Origin of the sequence: Bradyrhizobium sp. (assembly GCF_049586575.1) — a bacterium.
Lineage (GTDB): Bacteria > Pseudomonadota > Alphaproteobacteria > Rhizobiales > Xanthobacteraceae > Bradyrhizobium.
This window is the reverse complement of the sequence record NZ_JBAVCF010000128.1, coordinates 1-21712: the sequence shown is the minus strand read 5'-3', so window position 1 is coordinate 21712 and position 21712 is coordinate 1. Positions and strand designations below refer to the sequence as shown.

Here is a 21712-nt window from a genome sequence, read left to right as displayed (position 1 = left end):
GTTCCGGACCCTCAAAATCGCGGCGACCGCAGCCGTTCTGGTGCTTGCGACTGCGCCCGGCGCGCGCGCCGCCGACACCGTCACAGCCGATGATACCGCGCGTTTCCTCGCCGGCATGATCCCTTCGGCCGACTCTCCACTGATGGCGCTCACCAAGGATCCGGCATGGCAGCGCCATGCGAAGTTCTTCGATTCTGCTTTCGGCCAACTCGATCAGCGGCAGATATCGAAAGTCCGCGCCTGGTCGGATGCGAATCTCTCCGCGCCGAAGCCGACCATGTTCTACATGTTCTCCGGCCCGGACTTCCTTTACGCCGACGCGTTTTACCCCAAGGCAACCACCTACGTCCTGAGCGCGCTCGAGCCTCCGGGGTCGGTGTCTGATCTGACGAAAGTGCCGCGCAGCGCCGTCGGAGCGGCGCTTGCCAATGTCGAGCACTCGCTCGGCTCGATCCTGAGTTTTTCTTTCTTCATCACCAAGAAGATGAAGGTCGATCTGCATGAAGCGCAGGTCAACGGCGCGATGCCGCTGCTTTACGTGTTCCTGGCGCGCTCCGGAAAGACCATCAAGAACGTCTCGACCGTCGCGCTCGATGGCAAGGGAACGGCGTATTTTGCCAACGACAATGCCGGTGCGAATGCGACGCGGGGTCTAAGGATCGTGTTCGCGGGAAGCGATGGCGTCGAAAAGACGTTGTATTATTTCTCAACCGATCTGTCGGACTCCGGCGTCAAGGCAAGCGGCTTCCTGAAGTTCTGTGCGACGCTTGCGCCCGGAAACAGCCTGCTCAAGAGCGCGTCGTACCTTTTGCATTCCGGCAGTTTCTCCACGGTGCGCGATTTCATTCTCGCCAATAGCGCAACGATCATTCAGGACGATTCCGGAATTCCGCTCGGCTATTACGGCGCGAAGAAGTGGCGCTTCTTTCCGTTCGGGCATTATGCCGGTCCAATCGACAAGTTTCCCGGACGATATCAACAGTCCTACGCCGAACTGTTCCGCCGCGCGCAGCCGATGGATTTCGGCATCGGCTACCAGTGGCGTTCGCACGAATCGAACTTGCTGTTGTCCGTCCGCTTGCCGGATGACGGCTCGGCCACGGCGGACGCGACTTCATCGACCGAGACGGCGCCGCGACCACCACCACGCAAGCCGCGCCCGCGCAAACCTCGTCCCGCGCCACTGCCACCGCTGCAGCCTGGGCCGTCGCGCGGATTTCTCTGGTTTCAGTAAAAGGATCGCCCAAGCTGGGCGCTACCAGCGCACGGTCTGGCTCGGTACAATGAAACTGCTTGTGAGATGGGTGTTCGCAGGCTCGTCCAGGTAATGGCCGATTGCGATGATGATGACGAGGATCGCGAGCACCGCCAACAAATCGACCTGCCGTGGATCGTGACCACTGGGTCGAATTTTCCAGCGCATCGTTGACGTCCTCCCTGGAGGAGACATCGAACCAATCCGGCAATAAAGCGCCGGTTCCGGCGCTATGACAACGTATTTCGGATGATGCGTTGCAGCGTAGACGTTCGTCACGGAGCGTTGACGCCGCGCCAGCGGGCGAAGCGCCACGGCAGATACCAGCGTGCGCCGGCTGGTCTGGTCGTTGGAACGTTGTCGATCCCCGAGGTACCGAAGGGCTGACAACGCAACAGCCGCGCCAACGTCATCCATCCTCCGGCCCATAATCCAAAACGGCCGATCGCTTCATCCGCATAGACCGAACATGTGGGCAGATGCCGGCAATTGTATCCGACCAGCGGCGATAGCGTGTGCCGATACAGCCAGATCATCGCGCGAGCTGCCTGTCTCGGTAGTTGCCCGGGGTTGCGCGAACAATCCGCGCAATGCACGGAAAATGACGACAACTTGGATGGCCAGTGCTTCATCGGCGTGATGCTGCGTTGTGCGCGTGGATTGTTTGGTTCCAAAGCATGGAACTTTCCCATGCCAGTAATTGTGCCACAGTTCTGGAAATATCAACGAAGAGTGGTCCAATTCTAACGTTTGCATGTTGACGCGGCTGACACTTTTGCAAACGTTAGAATCAGAGGACCACTGTAAAATATAGGTTTTCTAGTGGGGTTTTGGATTTGACATTCGCTGTGGAACTCGTGGCGATGCTGGAGCGAATGTCAAATCCACCCGCTAGCGCGGCGCCGCAATGGTTCTATGGACGATTTGGTCAACTCGGTTTACGTTTTATAACTTGGGGATGACAGAGTCGTTTCGTCTTGAACCGATGCAGCCGTGTGCTGGCGATTGCGGGGAAGGAACCAAATTGAAACTTGTCAGACTTCGCTTGCGCGGCTGGGCAGTCTTGGCCGCTGTCGCCATGTGTGTGGCCGTGCCGGGCCTCCTCGCCGTGCTTGGCGATTTGGCGCATGCCGAGGGAACCCTCGAGGAGCGCAAGCTCCCGATGCAGTTCAGCTGGGTGATCTGCCAGCCGCATTGCGGAGGCTGGATCAGCGCCGTGGGCATCGTGACCTCGGACAGCCCGAGGGATTTTGATGATTTCGCGCACGGGCGCGATCTGCGCGGCGCCACCATCGTGCTCGATTCCAGCGGCGGCTCGGTCAACGACTCCATCACGCTCGGACGCCGTTTCCGCAGTCTCGGTCTGATGACGACGGTTGGCACCAGCGTTCTTGCCCACAGCGCGCAAGGCGATCGCGGCGTCATTGAGCCCGAAGCCTATTGCGAGTCGATGTGTGTGTTCCTGCTGTTGTCCGGCAAGACCCGCTATGTGCCGGAAACCGCGCATGTGCGGGTGCATCAGATCTGGATGGGCGACCGCGCCGACGACGCCAGGGCTGCGAGTTATTCCGCCGACGATTTGATGATCGTGGAACGCGATATCGGCCGGCTTGCGAAATATACCTTCGAGATGGGCGGCGCCGGCGATCTGCTGGCGCTCTCGCTCAACGTTCCGCCCTGGGAAGAGCTGCACGAATTGTCGCGCGAAGAATTGCGGCTGACCAATCTCGTGACCACAGACGCGGTTGCCGAAGTGTTGCCGTCCTCGGTGGTGCGAGGCGTGACGTTGGCTGCAAAGCCGGTGCAGGACCGTCTTGCGAGCTCAGTGGCGCACGACGCATCCGCCGCCCCGGTAGCCAAATCTACCCGGACCGCCGAGGTTCTCGCCCCGACGGCTGTTGTCGCGGCTGGACCCGCGCAGTGAGGCCGAGTCTCGGCCGTTCGTGAAATGACCGATATCTCTTAAACAGAGGCTGGCAGCGAGGCGGGTTGATCGGCGGCCTTTTCATTGGCTTCGATCTGGCCGATCGCATCCACGACGGCATCGAAGGTGAGCATGGTTGAGGCGTGCCGCGCTTTGTAGTCGCGGACCGGTTCGAGCACCGCGATTTCGGCCCATTTGCCCTCAGGCGGCTTGCCGTTTTCCTTCAGCATTTTTCGGACGGTCTCACGCAGTTCTCGCAACTCGCTGGCGGTAGAGCCCACGACATGGGCGGCCATGATCGACGACGAGGCCTGGCCGAGGGCACAGGCTTTTACGTCATGAGCAAAGTCGGTGACGACGGGCCCGTCCATCTTGAGGTCGACCTTCACGGTCGATCCGCACAACTTGGAATGAGCGGTGGCGGTCGCATCGGGCGAGGGCAGGCGGCCTAGCCGGGGGATATTACCGGCGAGTTCGATGATTCGTTTGTTGTAGATGTCGTTTAGCATAGCCCGAACTCGTGTTCCCCGCCCTTGGCGGCTACGGCGCATGGCCCTATATATGATTGGGAATGGTGGAAATACACCCCGCCATTTTCCTGAGGTGGTTCGAAACCGGTACCCGTTGGCCCACCGTAAAGCGGTATCTATAAGGGGGGACTCAGGCGCCCGGCGGTACTCCGCCCCGTCTGCCGGTGACACTCCGGTCTTGCTGCTGACCGGTCGAACGGAGCTGACATGGACGCATTGATCAAATCCCTCCGCCCAAAGACTTCTGATTCCAAGCCATCCGATATGAAGCCTGCCGAGGCAAAGCCGGCCGACGTCCGGCCCGCCGAGCTCGATCCTTCCGAATTCCTGGCAGCCGCGGTCCGCGCGGATCAGCCGCGTCCGTCCCGCTCCGAAGCAGAAGCGGCGGTGCAGACCTTGCTGAGCTATATCGGCGAAAATCCCGGACGTGAGGGGTTGCTCGACACGCCGCGCCGCGTGGTCGAGGCCTTCGACGAATTGTATCAGGGCTACCACCAGTGCCCGGCCGAAGTGCTCGATCGCACCTTTGGCGAAACCGCGGGCTATGACGATTTCGTGCTGGTCCGTGATATCGAATTCACCTCCCAGTGCGAGCATCACATGATGCCGTTCTATGGCCGGGCGCACATCGCCTATACGCCGGTCGAGCGCGTCGTGGGCCTGTCGAAGCTTGCGCGGCTCACCGATATCTTCGCTCGCCGCTTGCAGACCCAGGAACACCTGACGGCGCAGATTGCCGCCGCCATCGACGAGGTTCTCAAACCCCGCGGTGTCGCCGTCCTGATCGAGGCCGAGCATACCTGCATGTCTGTGCGCGGCGTCGCCAAGCACGGTGCGATGACCTTCACCAGCCGCTTCACCGGTATGTTCCGCGATAATCCGGCCGAGCAGGCCCGTTTCATGTCCCTGGTTCGGACGCCTCAGCGCTAGAAATCGTCGAAAGCCAGTGCTGCCAATTTGAAGTTTCCATCGGTTTCGCCGCGAGTTCGTTATAGGAACTTCAAATTCAAAAGCCGCACTGAAAAACCATTTTTTGCTAGAGCTCCTTTGATTCCGAAGTTCGCATCAGAGGCCACCCCGATAGCTTGCGAACTTCGGAATCGGAGCTCTCGTGTCCACCTCATCCGATAGCAACGCCATCGAGGAAGGGTTGTCGTTCCGGCCCAAATTCGACGCCAACGGCCTCGTCACCTGTGTGGCCACCGACGCCACAACGTCGGAGGTTCTGATGGTTGCGCATATGAACGAGGAGGCGCTCCGCCGGACGATTGCGAGCGGGGAAGCCTGGTACTACAGCCGGTCGCGGCAGGCGCTGTGGCGCAAGGGCGAAACTTCCGGCCACGTCCAGCGCGTGGCCGAGATGCGCATGGATTGCGATCAGGATGCGGTCTGGCTCCGCGTCGAGCAGACGGGTGCGGCCTGTCACACCGGCCGCCACTCCTGCTTCTACCGCAAGGTCGAAGCCGCCGATGGCGGTGCGCGACTGTCCTTCGTAGACGCGGACAAGATGTTCGATCCGAAGACATTTTACGGCAAGTGAAATGGCAGACCGTGATTGCCCTTGGGAGAAGATCGCCAAATTCGTTTCGCGGCGCGAATTAGCGCATTTTGATCTGGATGAAGGATCAAATCCCGGAGGGGATCGCCGTCGAGATCAAAGCGCCTCTCACTAGTAGTGAGCGGTGGTTCAGGCATGTCGCTTCGGGGGCGGCGTGGCGGCTTGTTCCGGCTGACGGCCCGCAAGCTTCGGGTTTTTGGCCAGTCGAGCAATAGCCCGCAACCGGTGCCTCGGGTTAAAACCGTCTTAACCTCACCTTAACCATGTCAGCCGCACGGTGAGTCCGGCTTGAGCGCTGGTGGGAGCCTGCGCGCAAGCTAAAGAGGGGTCATTTCGCGGGGAGCGGAGACCAAATGTCGGTCGACACATCGGGCTCCACGGCAACGGCAGGTGTCGATCCTGCGCGCGCGCGCGTTGCCGGAGCGATCAGGCAGGCCGCGGGCTCAAGCGGCACGAGCTTTCAGTATCTTTTGACGACCGCCAAGATGGAATCGGATTTCAATCCGACGGCGGGAGCATCGACCTCGTCGGCCCACGGGCTCTTTCAATTCATCGACCAGACCTGGCTTGCGACCGTGAAGGATGCTGGCGCCCAGCTCGGCTACGGCAACTACGCCGACATGATTACCAAATCTTCCGACGGCAGCTATTCGGTGGCCGACCCGGACGCGCGCAGGGCGATCCTGAAGCTGCGCGACGATCCGAGCGTAGCGTCCGCCATGGCGGCCGCGCTCACTCAGTCGAATAGTTTCCAACTGACCGGCATGATCGGCCGGCGTCCGACCGAGAGCGAATTGTATATGGCCCATTTCATGGGTGTCGGCGGAGCGGCCAAGCTGATCGGCAATGCCGAGGATAATGGGCAAGCTTCCGCCGCGCGGCTGTTTCCGAATGCCGCTGCCGCCAACCGATCGATCTTCTACGACCGCGCGAGCGGGCGGGCGCGCAGCGTGTCCGAAGTCTATTCGGTGCTCCAGCAGCGCTACGCCAGCGCCGCCACCTCGTCGGCCACGCAAAGCGCGATGGCGTCGGCCGGCGGCGATATCAAGCCGAGCGTGGCAGTTGCAAGCGCCGTCCCAACTCCTGCCTCAAGTCCATCCGTGGCGGACGCGGCGACCTTTCTCTCGAGCTTCCCGGACACCCGGTCTGCCGCGCCGGCCACAGCGGCCGCGCCGACGACGGTGGCAGATGCGGCTCCCTCAAGTCCGGTCTTCCGTTCGCTGTTTCAGGATGGCGGCCGCACTCAACCAGTTTCGCAGGCGGTACGTGAATTGTGGGGCAACTCCGGCTCGCTTACGTCGGATCCGCCAGCATCGTCCGCAACGACAGCGCCTTCGACTTCGGTTGCGGCACTGCCGGCGGCAGCCACCGGCAGCGGGCTCGATCTTTTCAGCGATCGCAACGGCACCTTTAGCGGCTAAGGGCCTGGTAAGGCGTCCAGGCGCGCCGCAGGCCTTAACAAAACGTCAATGAAACCAGCCTGTTATAGTGAACGCTTTGTTAAGCGTCGTGGTTTATTTTGTCTTGCACTGGCGCAAAATGAAGGCGTCCGAGGTTTTGCGTAAGCCGGCAGGGCAATGATCGTTCGGCAGTTCATCAGTTGGATAAAGACGGCCTCCGCAGGCGAACGCGCCGAAGCGACGCGGGCCATGGCGCGGGCGTGGCTGCTCTCCGATCTTTCCGAAGACGACCGGGCTGCCGCTGAAGGCGCGCTGTTGATGCTGCTGGATGACGCCTCGCCGCTGGTGCGCCGGGCGATGGCGGATGTGTTCGCCCGCAGTCAGGAGGCGCCCGCCGCCATCGTGCAGGCCTTGGCGCTGGATCAGCCGTCGGTCGCTTTACCCATCCTCGAACATTCGCCGCTGTTGATCGATGCGGATCTCGTCGACATCGTCGCAACCGGCGACGGCCAGACGCAATGCGCGATCGCCCGCCGCATCAATCTGCCTTCTTCCGTCTGCGCCGCGATTGCCGAAGTCGGCTCAGCAGCGGCGGCGCTGGAATTGATCGAAAACGCCTACGCGGAACTCGCGCCATTTTCCTGGGACCGCATCGTCGAGCGCCACGGCCATCTTGCGGCGATCCGGGAATCAATGCTGGAATTCGAGGATCTGCCAGCCGCGACGCGGGTTGCGCTGGTGGCCAAGCTGTCGGACACGCTGGCGCAGTTTGTCGTCGCCAAGAACTGGCTGAGCGCCGATCGCGCCGAACGGATAGCGGGTGAGGCGCGCGATCGCTCGACGGTCAGCATCGCGGCTTCCTCACGCGGCGACGACATGCGCGGGTTGATCGCACATCTGCGCGCAACCTCCCAGCTCACCGCTGGCTTGATCCTGCGCGCGCTTCTGTCCGGCAATCTCGAATTGTTCGAGGCCGCGCTCTCCGAATTGTCCGGTCTGCCGCGCAGCCGCGTCTCCGCTCTGCTGTTCGATCGGGGTGAGGCCAGCCTCGTCGCGCTGCTACGACGGGCCGGGTTGCCGGAATCCACATTCGGTGCCTTCCGCGCCGCGCTTGATGTGATCCACGAGGTTGGCTTTGCCGATACGCTCAGCGGGGCAGCGCGCCTGCGCCGGCGCATGGTCGAACGCGTGTTGACCCATTGCGAAACCGACCAGAACGCGGCCGGTCCGCTCTTGATCCTGCTGCGGCGCTTCGCAACCGAATCGGCGCGGGAAGAGGCGCGCCTGTTCTGCGAGGAACTCGCGGCGGAAGAGGCCATCGAGCCAATTTCGCAGGGCCTGATCGCGGCGTAAGGCGCAAAATAGCCTTACAGGGCAAGCGGGCGCTGCTGCATTTCAACAATCATACCGGAGATTTGAAAGTCGGTGCGGGCCTTTTTGGCCGCGCCGCCCTCTGTGTTAATCCGCCGGAGCGATGCTCGGCGCCATCACGGCCTCGAGGTGCTCGGGCCGATCGCGGTTGACATGCGCGAGATATTCGTCGGCCACGCCGCGCAGGCGGCGGCTCAGTTCGTTCGACATGCTGATCGTGTCAAGTTTGGTGTGTTGATGCACGATCGCCTGAATGGCGTTGATATGGTGCACGATCAGGTCGGTCGGCACCCGCGCGAGATCGGGGGCGTGTTCGATGATCCGGCAAAGGCTCTCGGCAACGGCGCCGGCTGAAGGAAAGCCGAAGGTCGCGGAATCGCCCTTGATGTCATGAGCGGCGCGAAAGAGTTCGTCGCGCGCAGGCTTGGTAAAGCCTGCTTTGACAGCGGCAGCGTGAGCAGCTGCAAGCCGTCCGACTTCGATATCCATCCATTGCTTGAATTCGCCGGACATGTCGGCCAGCGCCTTCTCGGCACGCGCGACGGGATCGTCGATATCGTCGTCAGCCATCCGCCGCAGCACCTTGCGCAGCGGGTTGGGCTGGGTGATCACATGGTGATCGGCGAATTTCTGGACATCGATGTCGGATTTGCTGTTCGGCATGCGCTTCGCTCTTCCCTGCTAGACGCCGGATCTGGCCTTGTCGAGCAGCGAGGGCTGCTGAAGGATTTCCATTTCGCCGCCGACGCGTCGCTCGGGTCCGATATAGGCGCCGTTGGTATTGCGCCTGCGATCCGGGCCGAAATAGGTCTTGGTCTTGATGAACGGGCGCGGGTTGGCGACGACGTTCAGGATGCGTTGATACAGTCCCTTGGCGGAGATCGGCTTTGCCAGAAATTCGGTCACCCCGGCATCGCGCGCCACCGTGACGCGCCGCTTTTCGGAATGACCCGTCAGCATGATGATCGGCGCATAAGGATTGCCCTTGGATTCCGGCTGCCGGATCATCTGCGCCAACTCAAGCCCGTCGAAGATCGGCATCGCCCAGTCGGTGATGACGATGTCGGGGACGTAGTGCGTGTACATTTCGAGCGCGGTGGCGCCGTCTTCGGCTTCATAGGCTTCACGCGCGCCGAACGAATGCAGCAGCGTCCGCAGGATGCGGCGCATATGCGGGTTGTCGTCGCAAATGAGGAATCGGAGCTTGTTGAAATCGATACGGAACATGGTCGCGTCCTTCGGGACACGCATACGCGCCAACGCTGGTATACGTGCCGTTAACCATATCCCGGCCGCGTTAATGAATGGTTGCGATGGCGGGGTCGTCGGCGCGGTTAATAGCCGAACTGTTCGCGCAGGATGCGTTCGTCGAGGCTGTGCCCGGGATCGAACAGCATCCGCATCGAAATGGTCTTGTCGGACAGAACTTCGACGCGGCGGACGTCGCGGGCCTCGTCGTGATCGGCCACTGCCGCGACCGGACGCTTGTCGCCTTCGAGCACTTCGATCACCACGAAGGCGGTGTTGGGCAGCAGCGCGCCGCGCCAACGCCTTGGCCGGAACGGGCTGATCGGCGTCAGTGCGAGCAGCGCGGCATTGATCGGGAGGATCGGTCCCTGTGCTGACAGGTTATAGGCAGTCGAGCCGGCGGGCGTTGCCACCAGGATGCCGTCGGCGATCAGTTCGGGCATGCGTTCATGCTCGTCGATCAGGATCCGCAGGCGCGCGGCCTGATGGGTCTGGCGAAACAGCGCGACTTCGTTGATGGCATGGTGCAGGTGAACGACGCCATGAATGTCGGTTGCCCGCATCAGCAGGGGATTGATCAGCGTTTCTCGCGCCGCCGCCAGACGCTCGTGCAGATCATGGGTCGAGAACTCGTTCATCAGAAAGCCGACCGTGCCGCGGTGCATGCCGTAAATGGGCTTGCCGGAATGCATCTGCTGATGCAGCGTTTGCAGCATCAACCCGTCGCCGCCGAGCGCGACCACGACATCCGCATTCGAGGGATCATGATTGCCGTAAAGCTCGACCAGCCGATCGAGCGCCTCCTGGGCTTCCGCGCTGGCGCTCGCGACAAAGGCGATCCGGTCATATTGTTCGGGACTGGTCATGGAAATTGCCGAAGATCCTGTAAGCGCATCCGGCGCAGTGGATGGTCGTCTATACGACCCAGGCGGGGCTTGTCGAGATGATTGCCAGAGCAGGCCTCTCGCCCGTCATGGTTTTCGGCTAAAATCCGCCGCTAGTGCAAAATAACATGCTTTGACGCGACGAAAACGGCTGGCATCGGGCTTGCGTGGGAAGTTGGAGAAAAGATTAATGAGCATTCGAACCGTTATCCCGGCGCTCCTGGCCCTTGCCGCGTTGGCGCTGGTGGGCAGGGTGGATGCCCAGGACGCAAAGCCACAGCCTTCATCCCAGCCGGCGCCTGCGACGCAGGCCTCGCCCACAGGCCAGAAATCGGGGCCAGCATCCTCGCGCAGCAACGCCACGGCGTCCAGCGAGGCGCGGCGGTTGCCGGAAGATTCCACCACCAAGCAAACCATCTCTGTTCAGGGAAGGACACTGGCTTTCGCCGCGACGGCGGGCTCGCTTCGGCTGTTCAACGGCAAGGGTGAGCCGCAAGCCGATATTGCCTATACGGCCTACCAGCTCGAAGGCGCCGACCCGCGCAGCCGGCCGGTGACGTTTTTCTTCAATGGCGGGCCGGGGGCTTCTTCCGCCTATTTGCAACTCGGCTGCGCCGGACCCTGGCGGTTGTCCATCGAAGGCGACGCTGCGATTTCCTCGGCGTCTCCCGAGTTGAAGCCGAACGCCGAGACCTGGCTCGATTTTACCGACCTCGTTTTCATCGATCCCGTCGACACCGGCTATAGCCGCTTCGTTTCGACTGACGAGGACGTCCGCAAGCACTTCTTCTCCGTCGATGGCGATGTCAATGCGCTGGCCGTGGCTGTTCGCCGTTATCTGGAAAAGTACGACCGCTTGCTGTCGCCTAAATACCTCGTCGGCGAAAGCTATGGCGGCATTCGTGGGCCGAAGATCGTTCGCGAATTGCAGACCGGGCAGGGCGTTGGCATCAAGGGATTGATATTGGTCTCTCCGGTGCTCGATTTCCGCGAATTCGGCGGCTCGAGCCTTTTGCAATATGTCATCAGCCTGCCTTCGATGACGGCGATTGCGCGCGAAGCCAAACATCCGGTCACGCGCGCCGATATGACGGACGTTGAAATCTACGCGCGCGGCGATTTCCTCGCCGACCTGGTCAAGGGCGAAGCGGACAAGGAGGCCACGACGCGGCTGGCCGACCGTGTCTCCGCCCTGACCGGAATAGATCAGGCTGTCACCCGCCGGCTTGCAGGGCGTCTCGATACTTCCGAGTTTCGCCGCGAGTTCGATCGCCGCGATGGCAAGGTGACCGGACGCTATGACGGCTCCGTGCTGGGCTTTGACCCTAACCCCGATTCAGACGAAGGCCATTTTAGCGATCCGTCGGGCGATCCGCTGATCGCCCCTTTGACCAGTGCGGCGGTCGATCTCACCGCACGCACGCTTCATTGGCGTCCTGACGGTCCTTACCATCTGCTCAACAGCTCGGTTGAGCACGCCTGGGATTTCGGCCGCGGATTAAATCCGGCCCAGTCGATTACCCAGCTCCGGCAAATCCTCGCGCTCGATCCCAAGCTGAAGCTTTTGGTTGCGCACGGATTGTTCGATCTCGCCACGCCTTATCTCGGCTCAAAAATCTGGCTCGATCAATTGCCTGCATATGCTTCTCCCGATCGGGTGAAGCTCGTGGTCTATCGGGGCGGTCACATGTTCTATTCGCGTGAGGCTTCGCGCCAGGCTTTCCGTAGCGAGGCGGAAGCGTTGATGAAGTGAATCCAAAGAAAAACCGGCGCAGTCGCCTGCGCCGGCCAATTCCGGTCGTTTGCCGCAATCAGTAGACGAGGCCGGTGCCCGCGGGCTGCGCGAGGGCCATCGCCAGCGACTTGTATTCGGCACAGTCGGTACCGCAAATCTGCTTGATGCGGCCGAGGTGATACTGAGCGGATTCGCGGTTGCCCTGCTCGAGTTGCCACAGCCCGTAATACTGCCAGGTCCGAACGTGGTTCGGGTCAGCCTGGAGCGCGCGCTCATACCAAACCTGCGAGACCTTGTAGTCGCCGAGCTTGCGGTAGGAGTAGCCGATGAGATTGGCAACGTCGGCGACGTCGTCCCGGCCGAGAGCCTTCAGCTCCGCGATCGCGGACGCGTAGTCATGGCGATCGTAGATCGTGGCGTAAGCCGCGCGATAGCCGTCGAGAAATTTCTGCTCGTCGATGCTCGAACTCTTGTCATGCTTCTTTTTCTTGGCCTTGGACGTGTCGGTCGGGGGTGAGGGCGTATCACCACCGGCCGCCTTCGCAACATTGACCATGGGTCCGGCCGCCGTCGCTGCGGCAAACATCGCAAGAGTCAAAAGTCGGATCGCAATTTTTGTCATGCGTCTCTCCTGATTTCAGCAAGGGCAACCCTACACCGGAGCCCTTCGATTTGAACACCCGCAGCTAGCGATCATTCCAGCGGCATTTTTTTGCGCTTTTCGGGAATTTTTTCGCAGGCGATCCATCCCCGTGTTGGCTCGGTCCGGCGGTAAAAACGCAGATTAGACGCATTTGCGCGCCGGCCGCCAAACATGACCGGAAATTCATCGAGATGAACGGGGGCCGTTGTCCGGCTTCACGGCGCGTTCAGCGGCCGCCTTTTAAGGTCGCGCCATGATCGACGAGCCCGGCCATCCGACCGGCCCTCCGTGATCCCTTCGAGAGGAGCTATCCATGTTGAAAACCATTTCCGCAGCCCTGCTTGCCGTCACTGTCCTCGCCGCGCCGGCGCTTGCTGCGGGCACGGCCAAGACTTTCACGGCCAAGACTTTCACGTCCAAGACGGTGCAGGCCCCCGTCACCAAGTCCGCCACCGTGAAGAATACCCTGAACGCCAATGCCAAGATGGGTCGCCATCATGTGCGGCATTACACGCATCATCGCTTCCACAAGAAGATGGCGGCGAAGCTTCACAAGTCTCTGAAGGTCTCAGCCAAGCCTGTTACGCACCCCGCCAAGCGCGGCTGAGAACGATCCGAACGGCGGAGCGGTTCGATCCGACGACGTCTTTTCGGATTTCAGGTCCGGCCCACGCTGCCCCAACGGCGTAGGGCCGGCGCCTGTTTTTAGAAATCAAAATGCGAATTCCCTTTCATTTTCAGAAGGGCTAGAACCCGTTTCGAACGGCCAACCAGAGCACAGGTTTCGATTGGGAATTTCCGCAAAGCGCGTGGCTATTCTGATGCTGCCGATCGCGCTCGCAGCGTGTTCGAGCGGCGGGGAGGAGCGCAGCTTCAGCTTGTTCGACAAAAAGCCGGATACGCCGCAATCATTCCCGGCCGACTATCGCGCCGAATTGCTGGGGTTCATGAAGACCTATCTGAACAATCCGGTTGGCGTGCGCGATGCGGCGATGGCCGAACCTGTGATGCGCGATGTCAACGGCAAGATGCGCTACATCAGTTGCCTGCGTTACTCCGCGCGCGAATCAGATGGCAGCTATCGCGAGCCGCGCGAGCGCGCGGTGCTCTTCGTCAACGGCCGGCTGGACCGGATGATCGAAAAGAGCGGCGATCTCTGTACGGGCGCGGCGTTGTCGCCGTTTCCGGAAATGGAAAAAATGACGCGGTAAGCGATCTGTTGCGGCGCACGGGATGGAAATGGGTTTCCGATCGGCGTAACGCGGAGCTCACGCGCGATCACTTTTCAGCGAGATTCCAGCAGAACGGTAAACCTTCAGCCGCCCGACCGTGACCAAGTTGTATATTTGTGGCCGAAAAGCCTTTCGGCGTGGAACAAAATGGCGTTGTGGCATGGCTGCTACAGCCTGCAAAGAAACGTGTTTGCACCTGCCACGAAGCAACCAAATTGGCGCCACGTTGTTTGGATGTTGTCGATCACGACAATAGCGGGGAACTATCATGAAAAAGATTCTGCTAGGCGCTGCCGCCTTCGTGGCATTCGCGGCTCCGGCCCTTGCAGCCGATCTGCCGGCGCGAACCTACACCAAGGCTCCGGTGTATAAGGCGCCAGAGGCCATCTACAACTGGACCGGCTTCTATCTCGGCGGCCACATCGGCGGGGCCTTCCCGGGAGGCAACAGCCTTAGCTCGAACGATGCCCGCTTTCTGGGCGGCGTGCAGGGTGGCGCTGACTACCAGTTCTCGAATAACTGGGTTATCGGCGCCGAAGCCCAGTACAGCTGGCTGACGGGCAACAGCGGCAATGGCGTCGCATTCCCCGGCGGCACCGTAGCAACCGCCAACGCCGACCAACTCGGTTCGGTGACCGGCCGGCTCGGTTATGCTTTCGGACCGACGCTGCTTTATGCCAAGGGCGGCTACGCTTGGCGCAACAACGACAATCTCGGCGTGACCACGGGCGGCGTCCCGGTTGCTTTCACGACCGGTGGCGATCATCGGGACGGTTACACTGTCGGCGCCGGCCTCGAATACATGTTCACGCCGAACTGGTCGATCAAAGGAGAGTACCAGTACTATAACTTCGGCAACACGACCTTCCTGACCGGCCCTGCGCCCATCGTCGGGACGCGGTTCAGGGATGACGAGCACACCGTCAAGCTCGGGATAAACTATCGCTTCGGATGGGGCGGTCCGGTCGTCGCCAAATACTAGGACCAAGTATTAGGACCAAGCGGCCACAAGCCGGAAACGGAAGAGGCCGGCTTAGCGCCGGCCTTTTTTGTCGGCTGAAAAATTATTTTCGCTGTCGTGAAACTTTTGCCCGACATCGGCTATTATCGCGCTGCCGGTTCGCTGGACAGCACCCATGCGCGTTTTCACATTAGCGTTCGTCTTCTGCGCGATCGCTTTGCCGTGCGTGGCGCAAACGGTGCTGAAATCCGAACCCCTGCTTCTCTCTCCCTATGAGATCGCCCTTGTCGAGAGCGCTCAATGCCCGCCGGGGCAGGTGATGAAAGTCACCGGCGCTATCAGAGGCCTTCACCGGCGCAGGAGTTGCGTGGCCTTGGCCACCGAGCAGGCGTCGCTGGCGGAAGCGACCCCCTAAGCCGTTTTCCGAGGTCGGCCGCCGTCTTCCAGATGTTGAGCCGTCTCGGGGGTCCGGTCCGCCGTCAGGTTGTCCCATGGCAGGCCGCGCGCGGCTTCCCGCTCGGCATCAGCTTGATTCCGCATCGGATCTTCCTGCGGATCCGCCCGGCAAGGCCTGATCTCGTAGTCGTTCTCCAGGACGGGCCGCGACCCCGGCATATCGTCCTCGGATACTGCCTCCACCACAAGGCCGCTTTGGCGGGCGAGTTTCCAGACATCGGCTTCTGTCGGGTAGGCGTTGCTCAGCTTCGCCTCGTTGCAGAATAACGCGTAGGGCATCCAGAGCTCCGCCAGAAAACAACCTCCTTAACGCAGAAGGTCCGTTCGGGTTGCAGCCGGGAACAGGCGCGCGGGGGCGCCCGGGTGGCCTGAGTCGTAAACGAGACCTGAATCCCGGAAAAAATATGGTGCGGGACTCTCTGGATAGAATCGCCTGATGCTCGCGACCGCCATGAGCATCATTAGCCAGATATCTAGCGGGAAAATTCACGCGACGCTGTCGATCGCGTTGCTGGTGGCCTGCGCCGCCAATCTTGCGCTATTATGTGCGTTCTTGTGAGCGGATCCGCAAGCGGTCGCAAGTGCGGCCTTGAAGACCGCCTTATTTCCCCTGATATTCTGTCCTGATCGCGATCGCGGGCTCCGACTGGGGCTCGTTTGAGCGTCTCTGATGTCGAAAGGTCAAAGACGAAAGGATGGTCGCATGCCGCGAAAAGGAATCACCGGCCACGACGAATGGGTGGTGACGGAATCGCTCGCAACGGCGCTGATTGCGCTTGAGCAATTGCCGCCCAAGCATCAGCCAGCGGCGCATATGGACGACATCAAAAAGCTGCTTACCGCGGGCTGCCCGTCAGGGACCGTCAACCTCCATTTGGCGCAAGCCAAATGCCGGCTGTTTCCGGGCGCCGATCGGGAGGCGATCTACCGGGAATATGGCCTGGAGGACGGCCAGGCGTGACCTGCAATCCTGTCGACAACGGATAGCCCTTGCCGGGCAACTCTGCTATTTGACCCGCGCAGCTCGCGCCGGCCACCGGTTGCCGGCCGCAGCGACGATAAAGTGTCCCCAATTTGCCGGTTTAGCTCAGCGGTAGAGCAGCGGTTTTGTAAACCGAAGGTCGGGAGTTCAATCCTCTCAACCGGCACCAGCCGTTTAGCCGACATACCGAGATACCCGACCTAGCCCCACAGGGGTCGACTCCCTTTAGAGCCTTGAGGTTGTGCGTTACACCCTCAAACTAAAGATTGAGGGTTATCGACAGCAGATAGCTGAGTCTGAACTTGCTCTGGCGACACAGCGGAATCGGCGCGGCGATCTGCTTAGACAATTGGCTGAAGGTGCTAAGGACCAGATAGAGCCGCCTCTAACGTAAAGGAGGCCGCCAGCCGAGGCGGCCTGACCGTCACTTACTGGCCGGATGTTGTAGCGAAGGCTTGGAATACACAGGCACGGTGCCAATCTCACGACCCTGATCGTTGATTATAGCAACGCGGCGCTCAGGATCGTCTTTAGGCGTATCGAGTGAAACGCCTATGGCGAGCACCGCCGCTCTAACGATTGCATCAATATCGTCGTCGCAAACGAATCCTGACTTATCAAAAAGCCGGTGGCCGTCTGCAACATCGAAAAAGTAGCGGGGCATTGGCTTACGCCGGCGCTCGCAATCCGCTTCGAATCCAGCCTTGTGTTTTTCGAGATTTCATAGGATCGGCCAGTTCGGCGACAATCTGATGGATGTCGCGGCACTCGGAGCACTCAAAGGTGCGGATATGGAAGCCCAAGCGGCCGGACGTTACCCGCGCCAGTATCGTTGCTGATTGGCAGATTGGACAGAGCGGTCCGAAATGGAAGGACATGATACTCGCCTTGGCTCAGGCGGGGAGCATAACACTCTCAGTCACCGGTGGGATGCCGTTACAGGGGGCGGTGATGGGCCGACGATGCGCGCTGCAATACGGGCGCGCTGTTCTGTTTTGCTCACCTCCACAAAGAAATTAGCAATTGGTTCACGAATTGGTCCGCTGCCCGATTCAATTTGAGCATAATCAAATCAGGCCACTGAGTTAGGCCAGTTTCTGCGGTCGGAAACAGGCGAGCACTGCCCCCAAGGTGCTGGACACCCAGATTGGAACCATTATGGCAGCGGCATCTTTGGAATGGTTGGGTGCGCCCGCCGACCGGGCGCTGGCCAATCCCGGACGGTCCCGGCTCAATTCCCCCGAGTCGGGGCCGTTCTGTTTTGTACGCTCGCGCAATTAATTAGGACAGTGCTATGGACGGTATTTGTCCGACTACCCCGTCCTGTGGAAAACCTTACGCTCCTTGTTGCCGGGGCTGGATTTCATCCCGAACAAATTTAACCGGCCATTGGGGTCGCGCTAATGCGGCCCCTTTCGATTCCGGCTATGCGGCACCGGGACTGGCTGAATTTCCGTTTCGCAGCAGATTCCGAAGCTAATGATCTCAATATGTGCTTGTCGGCTAGACTGCGTGAAGCACCCAACCGGCACCAGCCTCTGACATCGCCTGAATCGGGCTTCAGCAGAATTCAGCTTTGGAGCGTGGCGTGATCCGTTTCCATCGACTCTTTGCCGGTCGTCGGATCGGTGATGACGGTGCTGATCGTCATCTTGCCCGCGCCGGTCAGCTGCATCTGGGAATTGCCGATGCGGAAGACGTTTTTGGTGTTGATCAGGACGCGCCCGGTCTGAAGGCCGCCGTCGGCAGTCTGAAAGCGAACGGTGGCGCGATAGCCGCTGACATTTGAAATGGTGAGCGTAACCGGCTTGCCGTTGGAGTCCTTTGTGGTCCAGGTGCCGTGCCATTGCGTCGGATCGACCTTGGCAAACTTCGAACCGGGCGGGATCGAGGCCTGGGTCGGAGCCGCATAGGCCGATTGCAGAATGCTGAAGATGTTGATCGTTGACGTGGTTGACATCGGTGTTCTCCGCAGCCCGGATCAGGGGTGACGAAAACACCAGTCGCAGAATAAAATTAATCAGGGATTAACCTTGGCTACCGGAAACATGCGCATGGCCGACTGGCTGCTGTTCACGGTCTTTTTGTCGGCTTTGCTGACATTGACTTTGTTGACGGAAGCGCAGGCGGCCGATCCCGCGTTTTGCCGGCAATATGCAAAGGCGGCCTTTAATCAGGTCCGCGGCGGACTTTCAGATCCGGCTTGCGGGGGCCGGCTGCGAGGCGCCGGCTGGTCCCTCCGACTTTGCCGTCCGTTACGAGTGGTGCCTCGGCGTTTCCGGCGCCGCCGCGGGCGCCGAAAGAGACGCCCGGACCCGCAATCTAAAGGCTTGTTCCGGTCGATGAAGCCGATGCGGCGTCGCTGATCTTCCTCGATCCGGCCGTCTGGTTCGGCATGCACTGCCGGCGCTGCGGTCGGCCGTCCTGTCGACTTTTTTCGTCTCGCGAACGCTTGCAAATTGACGAAGCATGAAGGCCTGCGCGTTAGGCTTACCGTCAGTTTGGCGGCTCGTTTTAACCCTCGCAGGCCACGCCTGGATTAGGGTTACGGGCCTATCGGGATTGTATGCAATGCGTGCGGTACTGGCACTGACAGTCTTCCTTGGATCGATCGGCGCCGCGTCGGCCCAAAGCACCGGTCCGGTGATAGCGATTCCGGGTCGGCCAGGCGTGCCCGTCATCATCAACGGCGTCGATGCATCCTATGCGGTGGTCGAAGGCGACTGGGGCCTGGGCAAGGGCGTCCATGTCCAGCCGACAGTGTATGGCGGTCACCCCATCGATCCGGGACCGCCGGTTGGACATTACTATCCGAGCGCGGGCCACCTGCCGGGCTATGGCCGTCTGGAAATTGAAAGCGCCGGCAAGCCGAAGCCCGCGCCGGCTTTCCATCAATCCTGGTCCGCGGGATCCAAGCAGGCTGATCCGCCGGTCCCGCTCAACCAGGTGCCGCAGAATCCGCCGCCGGTGATCATTGCCCCACAATTCAACGAGCGTGAGCGCGAACATGGCTTCCAGCAACGCTCTGCGATCCCTCAACAGAACGCTATCCCGCCTCAGCAGAGCTATCCGGCCGCTCAGCCGGAAGCCGGGGAACAGAGAGGCCCGGAGCACCGTCCGTGATTTCAAGTATTCAAGTTCAATAATGAAGACGACCCAACAGGAGAGAGTAATGCGTCAGACGATTTCAGGATTGGTAGCGGCTTTGGCCGTGGTGGCCGCAAGCTCGGCGCCCGCTTTGGCCTGCGGCGGAGCGTACGGCGGCTGCTCGCCGTGCGGCTATGTCAGCCCTTGCGGACAGACCTACGTTCAGCCCTACGCCACGTATGAGCGGCTGCCCGATCCGGAAGTGCAATATCATCACCCGGTCGCCCCGCCGCAATATTACTATGTGGAGCAGGGCCCGACCTATACCGGCTCCGGCGAATTCGCGCCGCGCCGCGTCTATCGCGAAGAAGGCATCTACGGCTGGGGCTATCATCATCGTTGGCACCATCACTATTGGCACCATCGTCATTATGGCTACCGCCCGCACGTGCTGCACAGCTATTACTGATCGGCTGACCTTGGCATTTTAGGGCCAGGTCTGAAAGACATCGGCGCCGGCTTCGCTTGATCTGCGAACCGGCGCCGTTCTTTTGTGAGGTTTCAGCCCATCAAGCCAAGCCGGCTGGCGCCAATATAAAGCGCGAGCACGGCCGCATTCGAGACGTTGAGGCTCTTGATCTCGCCGGGCATGTCGAGCCGCGCCACCACGCTGCAGGTTTCGCGCGTCAATTGCCGCAAACCCTTGCCCTCCGCGCCGAGTACGAGCGCGAGCGGCTCTTGTAATGCGACCGCGCCGAGATTTTCATGACCCTGGCTGTCGAGCCCGACGGTCATGAAGCCGCGTTCGTTCATCTCGTTGAGCGAGCGGGCAAGATTCTGGACCGTCACCAGCGGCACCAGTTCCAGCGCGCCGGACGCAGATTTCGCCAAGACGCCGGTGGCCTCCGGGCTGTGGCGCGCGGTGGTGACGATCGCCTTCACGGCAAAGGCTGCGGCCGAACGCATGATCGCGCCGACATTGTGCGGATCGGTGATCTGGTCGAGCACGAGCACGATCCCGGCCTCGGCCAGCGTATCGATGCCGGGCGAGTCGAGTGGATCGGCTTCCATCAAAAGGCCCTGATGCACGGCATCGGGGCCAAGCCGCTGGTCGATCAGGTTCGGCCGCACGATCTCAGGCGTCACGCGGGTATCGATCTTGTCCTCAGTCAGGCGACGCGCGGCGTTTTCCGTCAACAGCAGCTTGCGGATCTGCCGCCTTGGATTGGCCAAGGCCGCGGTGACCGTGTGCCAGCCGTACAGGATGACCGTGTCGTCGTCGGCGCCCTCGCGTCCGCGCCAGGGCGGCCGGCGGCCGGTCTCACGGCGCCGCTCGGGGCGCTTGTCGGCTCCTTTGGACCCCTCGGAGCGGTGGAATTTCGGCTTTCGGTCGCGATCGCGCATGGAAGCTTGTCTCACGGGTTCCGGCCCAACGCAATTTACGAGGCAATTTACTTGAGGCTCTGAAAATGTTGGCGTTTTGGACGCTAGCACCGCCGATCTGACGTCCCCGCTTTGCGGGCGGCGGGTGCGTTCGGGGACGTCTGATCGATGAGCGGCACTGGAATTTGATGATTTTGGCAGTGCTTCATTGACTTTCCGAAGTTCGCAAAAACGCGTTGCCCGGGAAGGGTTTGGGAACTTCGGAAAGTGGGCGCGGCGCCTTGGTTGACTTTGGCATGGCGCTTCGCCCATAAACGCGCCCGACCGGAGCCTTTGTGAAGGTTTCCGGTTTTCAGCGTCATCGACAAGCTGATTTCCGCCCCAGCGGCGGTCAAGCTTGCGATGGAGCTTGAATGGGGAAGTGTCCCGAGTGGCAAAGGGAGCTGACTGTAAATCAGCCGCCTCATGGCTTCGAAGGTTCGAGTCCTTCCTTCCCCACCAGCCTTTTTTATAGCAAATGCAGATAGTTATCCGGCCTCGCCAACAGCGAGGTCGGTGGTCATTCTCTGCGGAAGTTTTTGAGTCAACGAACAGTCAACAATGCTGGTTTGGGGCGATCGACAACCACCGCCCTTTGCCTGCTCAAAAAGGTGGCTGGAGAACCTGAAAAACTGCGCGATAATGCAGGCTTCCCGTCGAGGAGGTCCGTTATGCGTGCCTCGCCATCCATCGCGCCCCACGGGCCGGATCAAGACACCTATCTCGTGCTGGACGATTTTGGCCGGACCGGGCGAGCGTGGCGTGAGACCGACGAAGGGGCCACTGATCGCGAGACGCTGATCCTCAACCTGCTATCAGGCGAGTATAAAAATCCGGTCCGCATCGTTACCTTCAACACCGCTGAAGGATGGTCCCGTGACGTGACCGTGGATGTCGCGGATGAAGTGCGCCGACGCCTTGTCGAATGCGGCGAGATATCGGAGTCGATTCTCGCGTTTCTGGTAGCGACGAACCGGGGCTGAGTTCACCCGCCTTTAACCGCCCAACAAGGCGAATGCAGCCA

Annotated in this window: 26 protein-coding genes, 2 tRNA genes and 1 pseudogene; 18 read left to right on the top strand and 11 right to left on the bottom strand. The window is 60.9% G+C overall.

Translation table 11 applies throughout. The features are described 5' to 3' along the window. Positions 1-16: 16 nt before the first annotated feature. On the top strand, positions 17-1234 hold the full coding sequence (locus WB528_RS04705) for a hypothetical protein (protein ID WP_423887266.1): 1218 nt from the start codon (positions 17-19) through the stop codon (positions 1232-1234). Positions 1235-1255: 21 nt separating this feature from the next. On the opposite strand, the gene WB528_RS04700 is transcribed toward WB528_RS04705, so the two are convergent. Then, positions 1256-1423 carry a hypothetical protein gene (locus WB528_RS04700; protein WP_423887265.1) on the bottom strand — a complete coding sequence of 56 codons (168 nt, stop codon included), beginning with the start codon at positions 1421-1423 and terminating at the stop codon, positions 1256-1258. Between the two features lie 107 nt (positions 1424-1530). Then, complete coding sequence (gene yidD / locus WB528_RS04695) at positions 1531-1887, bottom strand: membrane protein insertion efficiency factor YidD (protein WP_423887264.1); 357 nt, start codon at positions 1885-1887, stop codon at positions 1531-1533. Between the two features lie 392 nt (positions 1888-2279). Between yidD and WB528_RS04690 the strand changes: the two genes are divergently transcribed. Further along, positions 2280-3179: a hypothetical protein gene (locus WB528_RS04690; RefSeq protein ID WP_423887263.1), complete on the top strand. Its 900-nt coding sequence runs from the start codon at positions 2280-2282 to the stop codon at positions 3177-3179. A 38-nt stretch (positions 3180-3217) separates the two neighbouring features. On the opposite strand, the gene WB528_RS04685 is transcribed toward WB528_RS04690, so the two are convergent. Continuing rightward, positions 3218-3688: an iron-sulfur cluster assembly scaffold protein gene (locus tag WB528_RS04685; protein ID WP_423887262.1), complete on the bottom strand. Its 471-nt coding sequence runs from the start codon at positions 3686-3688 to the stop codon at positions 3218-3220. 228 nt (positions 3689-3916) lie between these two features. On the opposite strand from WB528_RS04685, the gene folE reads away from it, so the two are divergent. From folE to WB528_RS04665, 4 genes are all read left to right on the top strand, one after another. Then, on the top strand, positions 3917-4639 hold the full coding sequence (folE, locus tag WB528_RS04680) for a GTP cyclohydrolase I FolE (protein ID WP_423887261.1): 723 nt from the start codon (positions 3917-3919) through the stop codon (positions 4637-4639). A 181-nt stretch (positions 4640-4820) separates the two neighbouring features. Continuing rightward, on the top strand, positions 4821-5249 hold the full coding sequence (hisI, locus tag WB528_RS04675; RefSeq protein ID WP_423887260.1) for a phosphoribosyl-AMP cyclohydrolase: 429 nt from the start codon (positions 4821-4823) through the stop codon (positions 5247-5249). A 371-nt stretch (positions 5250-5620) separates the two neighbouring features. After that, a complete protein-coding gene (locus WB528_RS04670; RefSeq protein WP_423887259.1) occupies positions 5621-6688 on the top strand; it encodes a transglycosylase SLT domain-containing protein in 1068 nt (355 codons plus the stop codon). A gap of 156 nt (positions 6689-6844) precedes the next feature. Continuing rightward, positions 6845-8020, top strand: a complete 1176-nt coding sequence (locus WB528_RS04665; protein ID WP_423887258.1) for a DUF2336 domain-containing protein — start codon at positions 6845-6847, stop codon at positions 8018-8020. Positions 8021-8125: 105 nt separating this feature from the next. Here WB528_RS04665 and WB528_RS04660 read toward each other — a convergent pair whose 3' ends face one another. From WB528_RS04660 to WB528_RS04650, 3 genes are all read right to left on the bottom strand, one after another. Then, positions 8126-8701: an Hpt domain-containing protein gene (locus WB528_RS04660; RefSeq protein WP_423887257.1), complete on the bottom strand. Its 576-nt coding sequence runs from the start codon at positions 8699-8701 to the stop codon at positions 8126-8128. 18 nt (positions 8702-8719) lie between these two features. Continuing rightward, the gene (locus WB528_RS04655) at positions 8720-9265 is read right to left on the bottom strand and encodes a response regulator (protein WP_422252577.1); all 546 of its coding nucleotides are present in this window, start codon (positions 9263-9265) and stop codon (positions 8720-8722) included. 107 nt (positions 9266-9372) lie between these two features. After that, positions 9373-10152, bottom strand: a complete 780-nt coding sequence (locus WB528_RS04650; RefSeq protein ID WP_423887256.1) for an NAD kinase — start codon at positions 10150-10152, stop codon at positions 9373-9375. A 208-nt stretch (positions 10153-10360) separates the two neighbouring features. On the opposite strand from WB528_RS04650, the gene WB528_RS04645 reads away from it, so the two are divergent. Next, entirely contained in the window at positions 10361-11923 is a 1563-nt protein-coding gene (locus WB528_RS04645; RefSeq protein WP_423887255.1) for a S10 family peptidase, read from the top strand. Between the two features lie 58 nt (positions 11924-11981). Here the strand turns inward: WB528_RS04645 and WB528_RS04640 are convergent, their stop codons facing one another. Next, positions 11982-12527, bottom strand: coding sequence for a tetratricopeptide repeat protein (locus WB528_RS04640; RefSeq protein ID WP_423887254.1), 546 nt, complete (start codon positions 12525-12527; stop codon positions 11982-11984). Between the two features lie 334 nt (positions 12528-12861). Here WB528_RS04640 and WB528_RS04635 point away from each other — a divergent pair, with 334 nt between their 5' ends. The 4 genes from WB528_RS04635 (at position 12862) to WB528_RS04620 (ending at position 15156) form a co-directional block, all read left to right on the top strand. Next, positions 12862-13155 carry a His-rich protein BRANT gene (locus WB528_RS04635; RefSeq protein WP_423887253.1) on the top strand — a complete coding sequence of 98 codons (294 nt, stop codon included), beginning with the start codon at positions 12862-12864 and terminating at the stop codon, positions 13153-13155. Between the two features lie 202 nt (positions 13156-13357). Next, positions 13358-13759 (top strand): hypothetical protein, encoded by a 402-nt coding sequence (locus WB528_RS04630; protein WP_423887252.1) that lies wholly within the window; start codon positions 13358-13360, stop codon positions 13757-13759. A gap of 289 nt (positions 13760-14048) precedes the next feature. Continuing rightward, positions 14049-14762 carry an outer membrane protein gene (locus WB528_RS04625; RefSeq protein WP_423887251.1) on the top strand — a complete coding sequence of 238 codons (714 nt, stop codon included), beginning with the start codon at positions 14049-14051 and terminating at the stop codon, positions 14760-14762. A gap of 154 nt (positions 14763-14916) precedes the next feature. Beyond that, the gene (locus WB528_RS04620; protein ID WP_423887250.1) at positions 14917-15156 is read left to right on the top strand and encodes a hypothetical protein; all 240 of its coding nucleotides are present in this window, start codon (positions 14917-14919) and stop codon (positions 15154-15156) included. A 92-nt stretch (positions 15157-15248) separates the two neighbouring features. Here the strand turns inward: WB528_RS04620 and WB528_RS04615 are convergent. Further along, a pseudogene (locus WB528_RS04615) lies at positions 15249-15476 on the bottom strand (hypothetical protein); the annotation flags it as partial. Positions 15477-15633: 157 nt separating this feature from the next. Between WB528_RS04615 and WB528_RS04610 the strand changes: the two are divergent. The 3 genes from WB528_RS04610 to WB528_RS04600 all read left to right on the top strand — a co-directional run bounded on the left by WB528_RS04610 (position 15634) and on the right by WB528_RS04600 (position 16348). After that, entirely contained in the window at positions 15634-15756 is a 123-nt protein-coding gene (locus WB528_RS04610) for a hypothetical protein (protein WP_423887248.1), read from the top strand. Between the two features lie 144 nt (positions 15757-15900). Next, positions 15901-16158 carry a hypothetical protein gene (locus WB528_RS04605; RefSeq protein ID WP_423887247.1) on the top strand — a complete coding sequence of 86 codons (258 nt, stop codon included), beginning with the start codon at positions 15901-15903 and terminating at the stop codon, positions 16156-16158. A 115-nt stretch (positions 16159-16273) separates the two neighbouring features. After that, a tRNA-Thr gene (locus WB528_RS04600) sits at positions 16274-16348 on the top strand. A gap of 255 nt (positions 16349-16603) precedes the next feature. Here WB528_RS04600 and WB528_RS04595 read toward each other — a convergent pair. Next, the gene (locus WB528_RS04595) at positions 16604-16843 is read right to left on the bottom strand and encodes a DUF6894 family protein (protein ID WP_423887246.1); all 240 of its coding nucleotides are present in this window, start codon (positions 16841-16843) and stop codon (positions 16604-16606) included. A gap of 906 nt (positions 16844-17749) precedes the next feature. Then, the gene (locus WB528_RS04590; RefSeq protein ID WP_423887245.1) at positions 17750-18139 is read right to left on the bottom strand and encodes a hypothetical protein; all 390 of its coding nucleotides are present in this window, start codon (positions 18137-18139) and stop codon (positions 17750-17752) included. 611 nt (positions 18140-18750) lie between these two features. Here WB528_RS04590 and WB528_RS04585 point away from each other — a divergent pair. Both WB528_RS04585 and WB528_RS04580 read left to right on the top strand, forming a co-directional pair. Continuing rightward, positions 18751-19302, top strand: a complete 552-nt coding sequence (locus WB528_RS04585; protein WP_423887244.1) for a hypothetical protein — start codon at positions 18751-18753, stop codon at positions 19300-19302. A gap of 49 nt (positions 19303-19351) precedes the next feature. Continuing rightward, on the top strand, positions 19352-19735 hold the full coding sequence (locus WB528_RS04580; protein WP_423887243.1) for a hypothetical protein: 384 nt from the start codon (positions 19352-19354) through the stop codon (positions 19733-19735). A 92-nt stretch (positions 19736-19827) separates the two neighbouring features. Here the strand turns inward: WB528_RS04580 and rlmB are convergent, their stop codons facing one another. After that, positions 19828-20670 carry a 23S rRNA (guanosine(2251)-2'-O)-methyltransferase RlmB gene (gene rlmB / locus WB528_RS04575; protein WP_423887242.1) on the bottom strand — a complete coding sequence of 281 codons (843 nt, stop codon included), beginning with the start codon at positions 20668-20670 and terminating at the stop codon, positions 19828-19830. 394 nt (positions 20671-21064) lie between these two features. Here rlmB and WB528_RS04570 point away from each other — a divergent pair. Continuing rightward, positions 21065-21150, top strand: a tRNA-Tyr gene (locus tag WB528_RS04570). A gap of 209 nt (positions 21151-21359) precedes the next feature. Beyond that, positions 21360-21671, top strand: coding sequence for a hypothetical protein (locus WB528_RS04565; RefSeq protein WP_423887241.1), 312 nt, complete (start codon positions 21360-21362; stop codon positions 21669-21671). The last annotated feature ends 41 nt before the right edge of the window (positions 21672-21712 follow it).

What these genes read in the sequence shown, in the direction of transcription:
- WB528_RS04580 (WP_423887243.1), top strand. Translation starts at nt 19,352, where the DNA reads ATGCGTCAGACGATTTCAGGATTGGTAGCGGCTTTGGCCGTGGTGGCC.
- WB528_RS04685 (WP_423887262.1), bottom strand. Translation starts at nt 3,688, where the DNA reads ATGCTAAACGACATCTACAACAAACGAATCATCGAACTCGCCGGTAAT.
- rlmB (WP_423887242.1), bottom strand. Translation starts at nt 20,670, where the DNA reads ATGCGCGATCGCGACCGAAAGCCGAAATTCCACCGCTCCGAGGGGTCC.
- folE (WP_423887261.1), top strand. Translation starts at nt 3,917, where the DNA reads ATGGACGCATTGATCAAATCCCTCCGCCCAAAGACTTCTGATTCCAAG.
- WB528_RS04620 (WP_423887250.1), top strand. Translation starts at nt 14,917, where the DNA reads ATGCGCGTTTTCACATTAGCGTTCGTCTTCTGCGCGATCGCTTTGCCG.
- WB528_RS04700 (WP_423887265.1), bottom strand. Translation starts at nt 1,423, where the DNA reads ATGCGCTGGAAAATTCGACCCAGTGGTCACGATCCACGGCAGGTCGAT.
- WB528_RS04590 (WP_423887245.1), bottom strand. Translation starts at nt 18,139, where the DNA reads ATGTCAACCACGTCAACGATCAACATCTTCAGCATTCTGCAATCGGCC.
- WB528_RS04565 (WP_423887241.1), top strand. Translation starts at nt 21,360, where the DNA reads ATGCGTGCCTCGCCATCCATCGCGCCCCACGGGCCGGATCAAGACACC.
- WB528_RS04660 (WP_423887257.1), bottom strand. Translation starts at nt 8,701, where the DNA reads ATGCCGAACAGCAAATCCGACATCGATGTCCAGAAATTCGCCGATCAC.
- WB528_RS04670 (WP_423887259.1), top strand. Translation starts at nt 5,621, where the DNA reads ATGTCGGTCGACACATCGGGCTCCACGGCAACGGCAGGTGTCGATCCT.
- WB528_RS04610 (WP_423887248.1), top strand. Translation starts at nt 15,634, where the DNA reads ATGCTCGCGACCGCCATGAGCATCATTAGCCAGATATCTAGCGGGAAA.
- WB528_RS04650 (WP_423887256.1), bottom strand. Translation starts at nt 10,152, where the DNA reads ATGACCAGTCCCGAACAATATGACCGGATCGCCTTTGTCGCGAGCGCC.
- WB528_RS04605 (WP_423887247.1), top strand. Translation starts at nt 15,901, where the DNA reads ATGCCGCGAAAAGGAATCACCGGCCACGACGAATGGGTGGTGACGGAA.
- WB528_RS04595 (WP_423887246.1), bottom strand. Translation starts at nt 16,843, where the DNA reads ATGCCCCGCTACTTTTTCGATGTTGCAGACGGCCACCGGCTTTTTGAT.
- WB528_RS04645 (WP_423887255.1), top strand. Translation starts at nt 10,361, where the DNA reads ATGAGCATTCGAACCGTTATCCCGGCGCTCCTGGCCCTTGCCGCGTTG.
- WB528_RS04635 (WP_423887253.1), top strand. Translation starts at nt 12,862, where the DNA reads ATGTTGAAAACCATTTCCGCAGCCCTGCTTGCCGTCACTGTCCTCGCC.
- WB528_RS04625 (WP_423887251.1), top strand. Translation starts at nt 14,049, where the DNA reads ATGAAAAAGATTCTGCTAGGCGCTGCCGCCTTCGTGGCATTCGCGGCT.
- WB528_RS04655 (WP_422252577.1), bottom strand. Translation starts at nt 9,265, where the DNA reads ATGTTCCGTATCGATTTCAACAAGCTCCGATTCCTCATTTGCGACGAC.
- WB528_RS04665 (WP_423887258.1), top strand. Translation starts at nt 6,845, where the DNA reads ATGATCGTTCGGCAGTTCATCAGTTGGATAAAGACGGCCTCCGCAGGC.
- WB528_RS04585 (WP_423887244.1), top strand. Translation starts at nt 18,751, where the DNA reads ATGCGTGCGGTACTGGCACTGACAGTCTTCCTTGGATCGATCGGCGCC.
- WB528_RS04640 (WP_423887254.1), bottom strand. Translation starts at nt 12,527, where the DNA reads ATGACAAAAATTGCGATCCGACTTTTGACTCTTGCGATGTTTGCCGCA.
- yidD (WP_423887264.1), bottom strand. Translation starts at nt 1,887, where the DNA reads ATGAAGCACTGGCCATCCAAGTTGTCGTCATTTTCCGTGCATTGCGCG.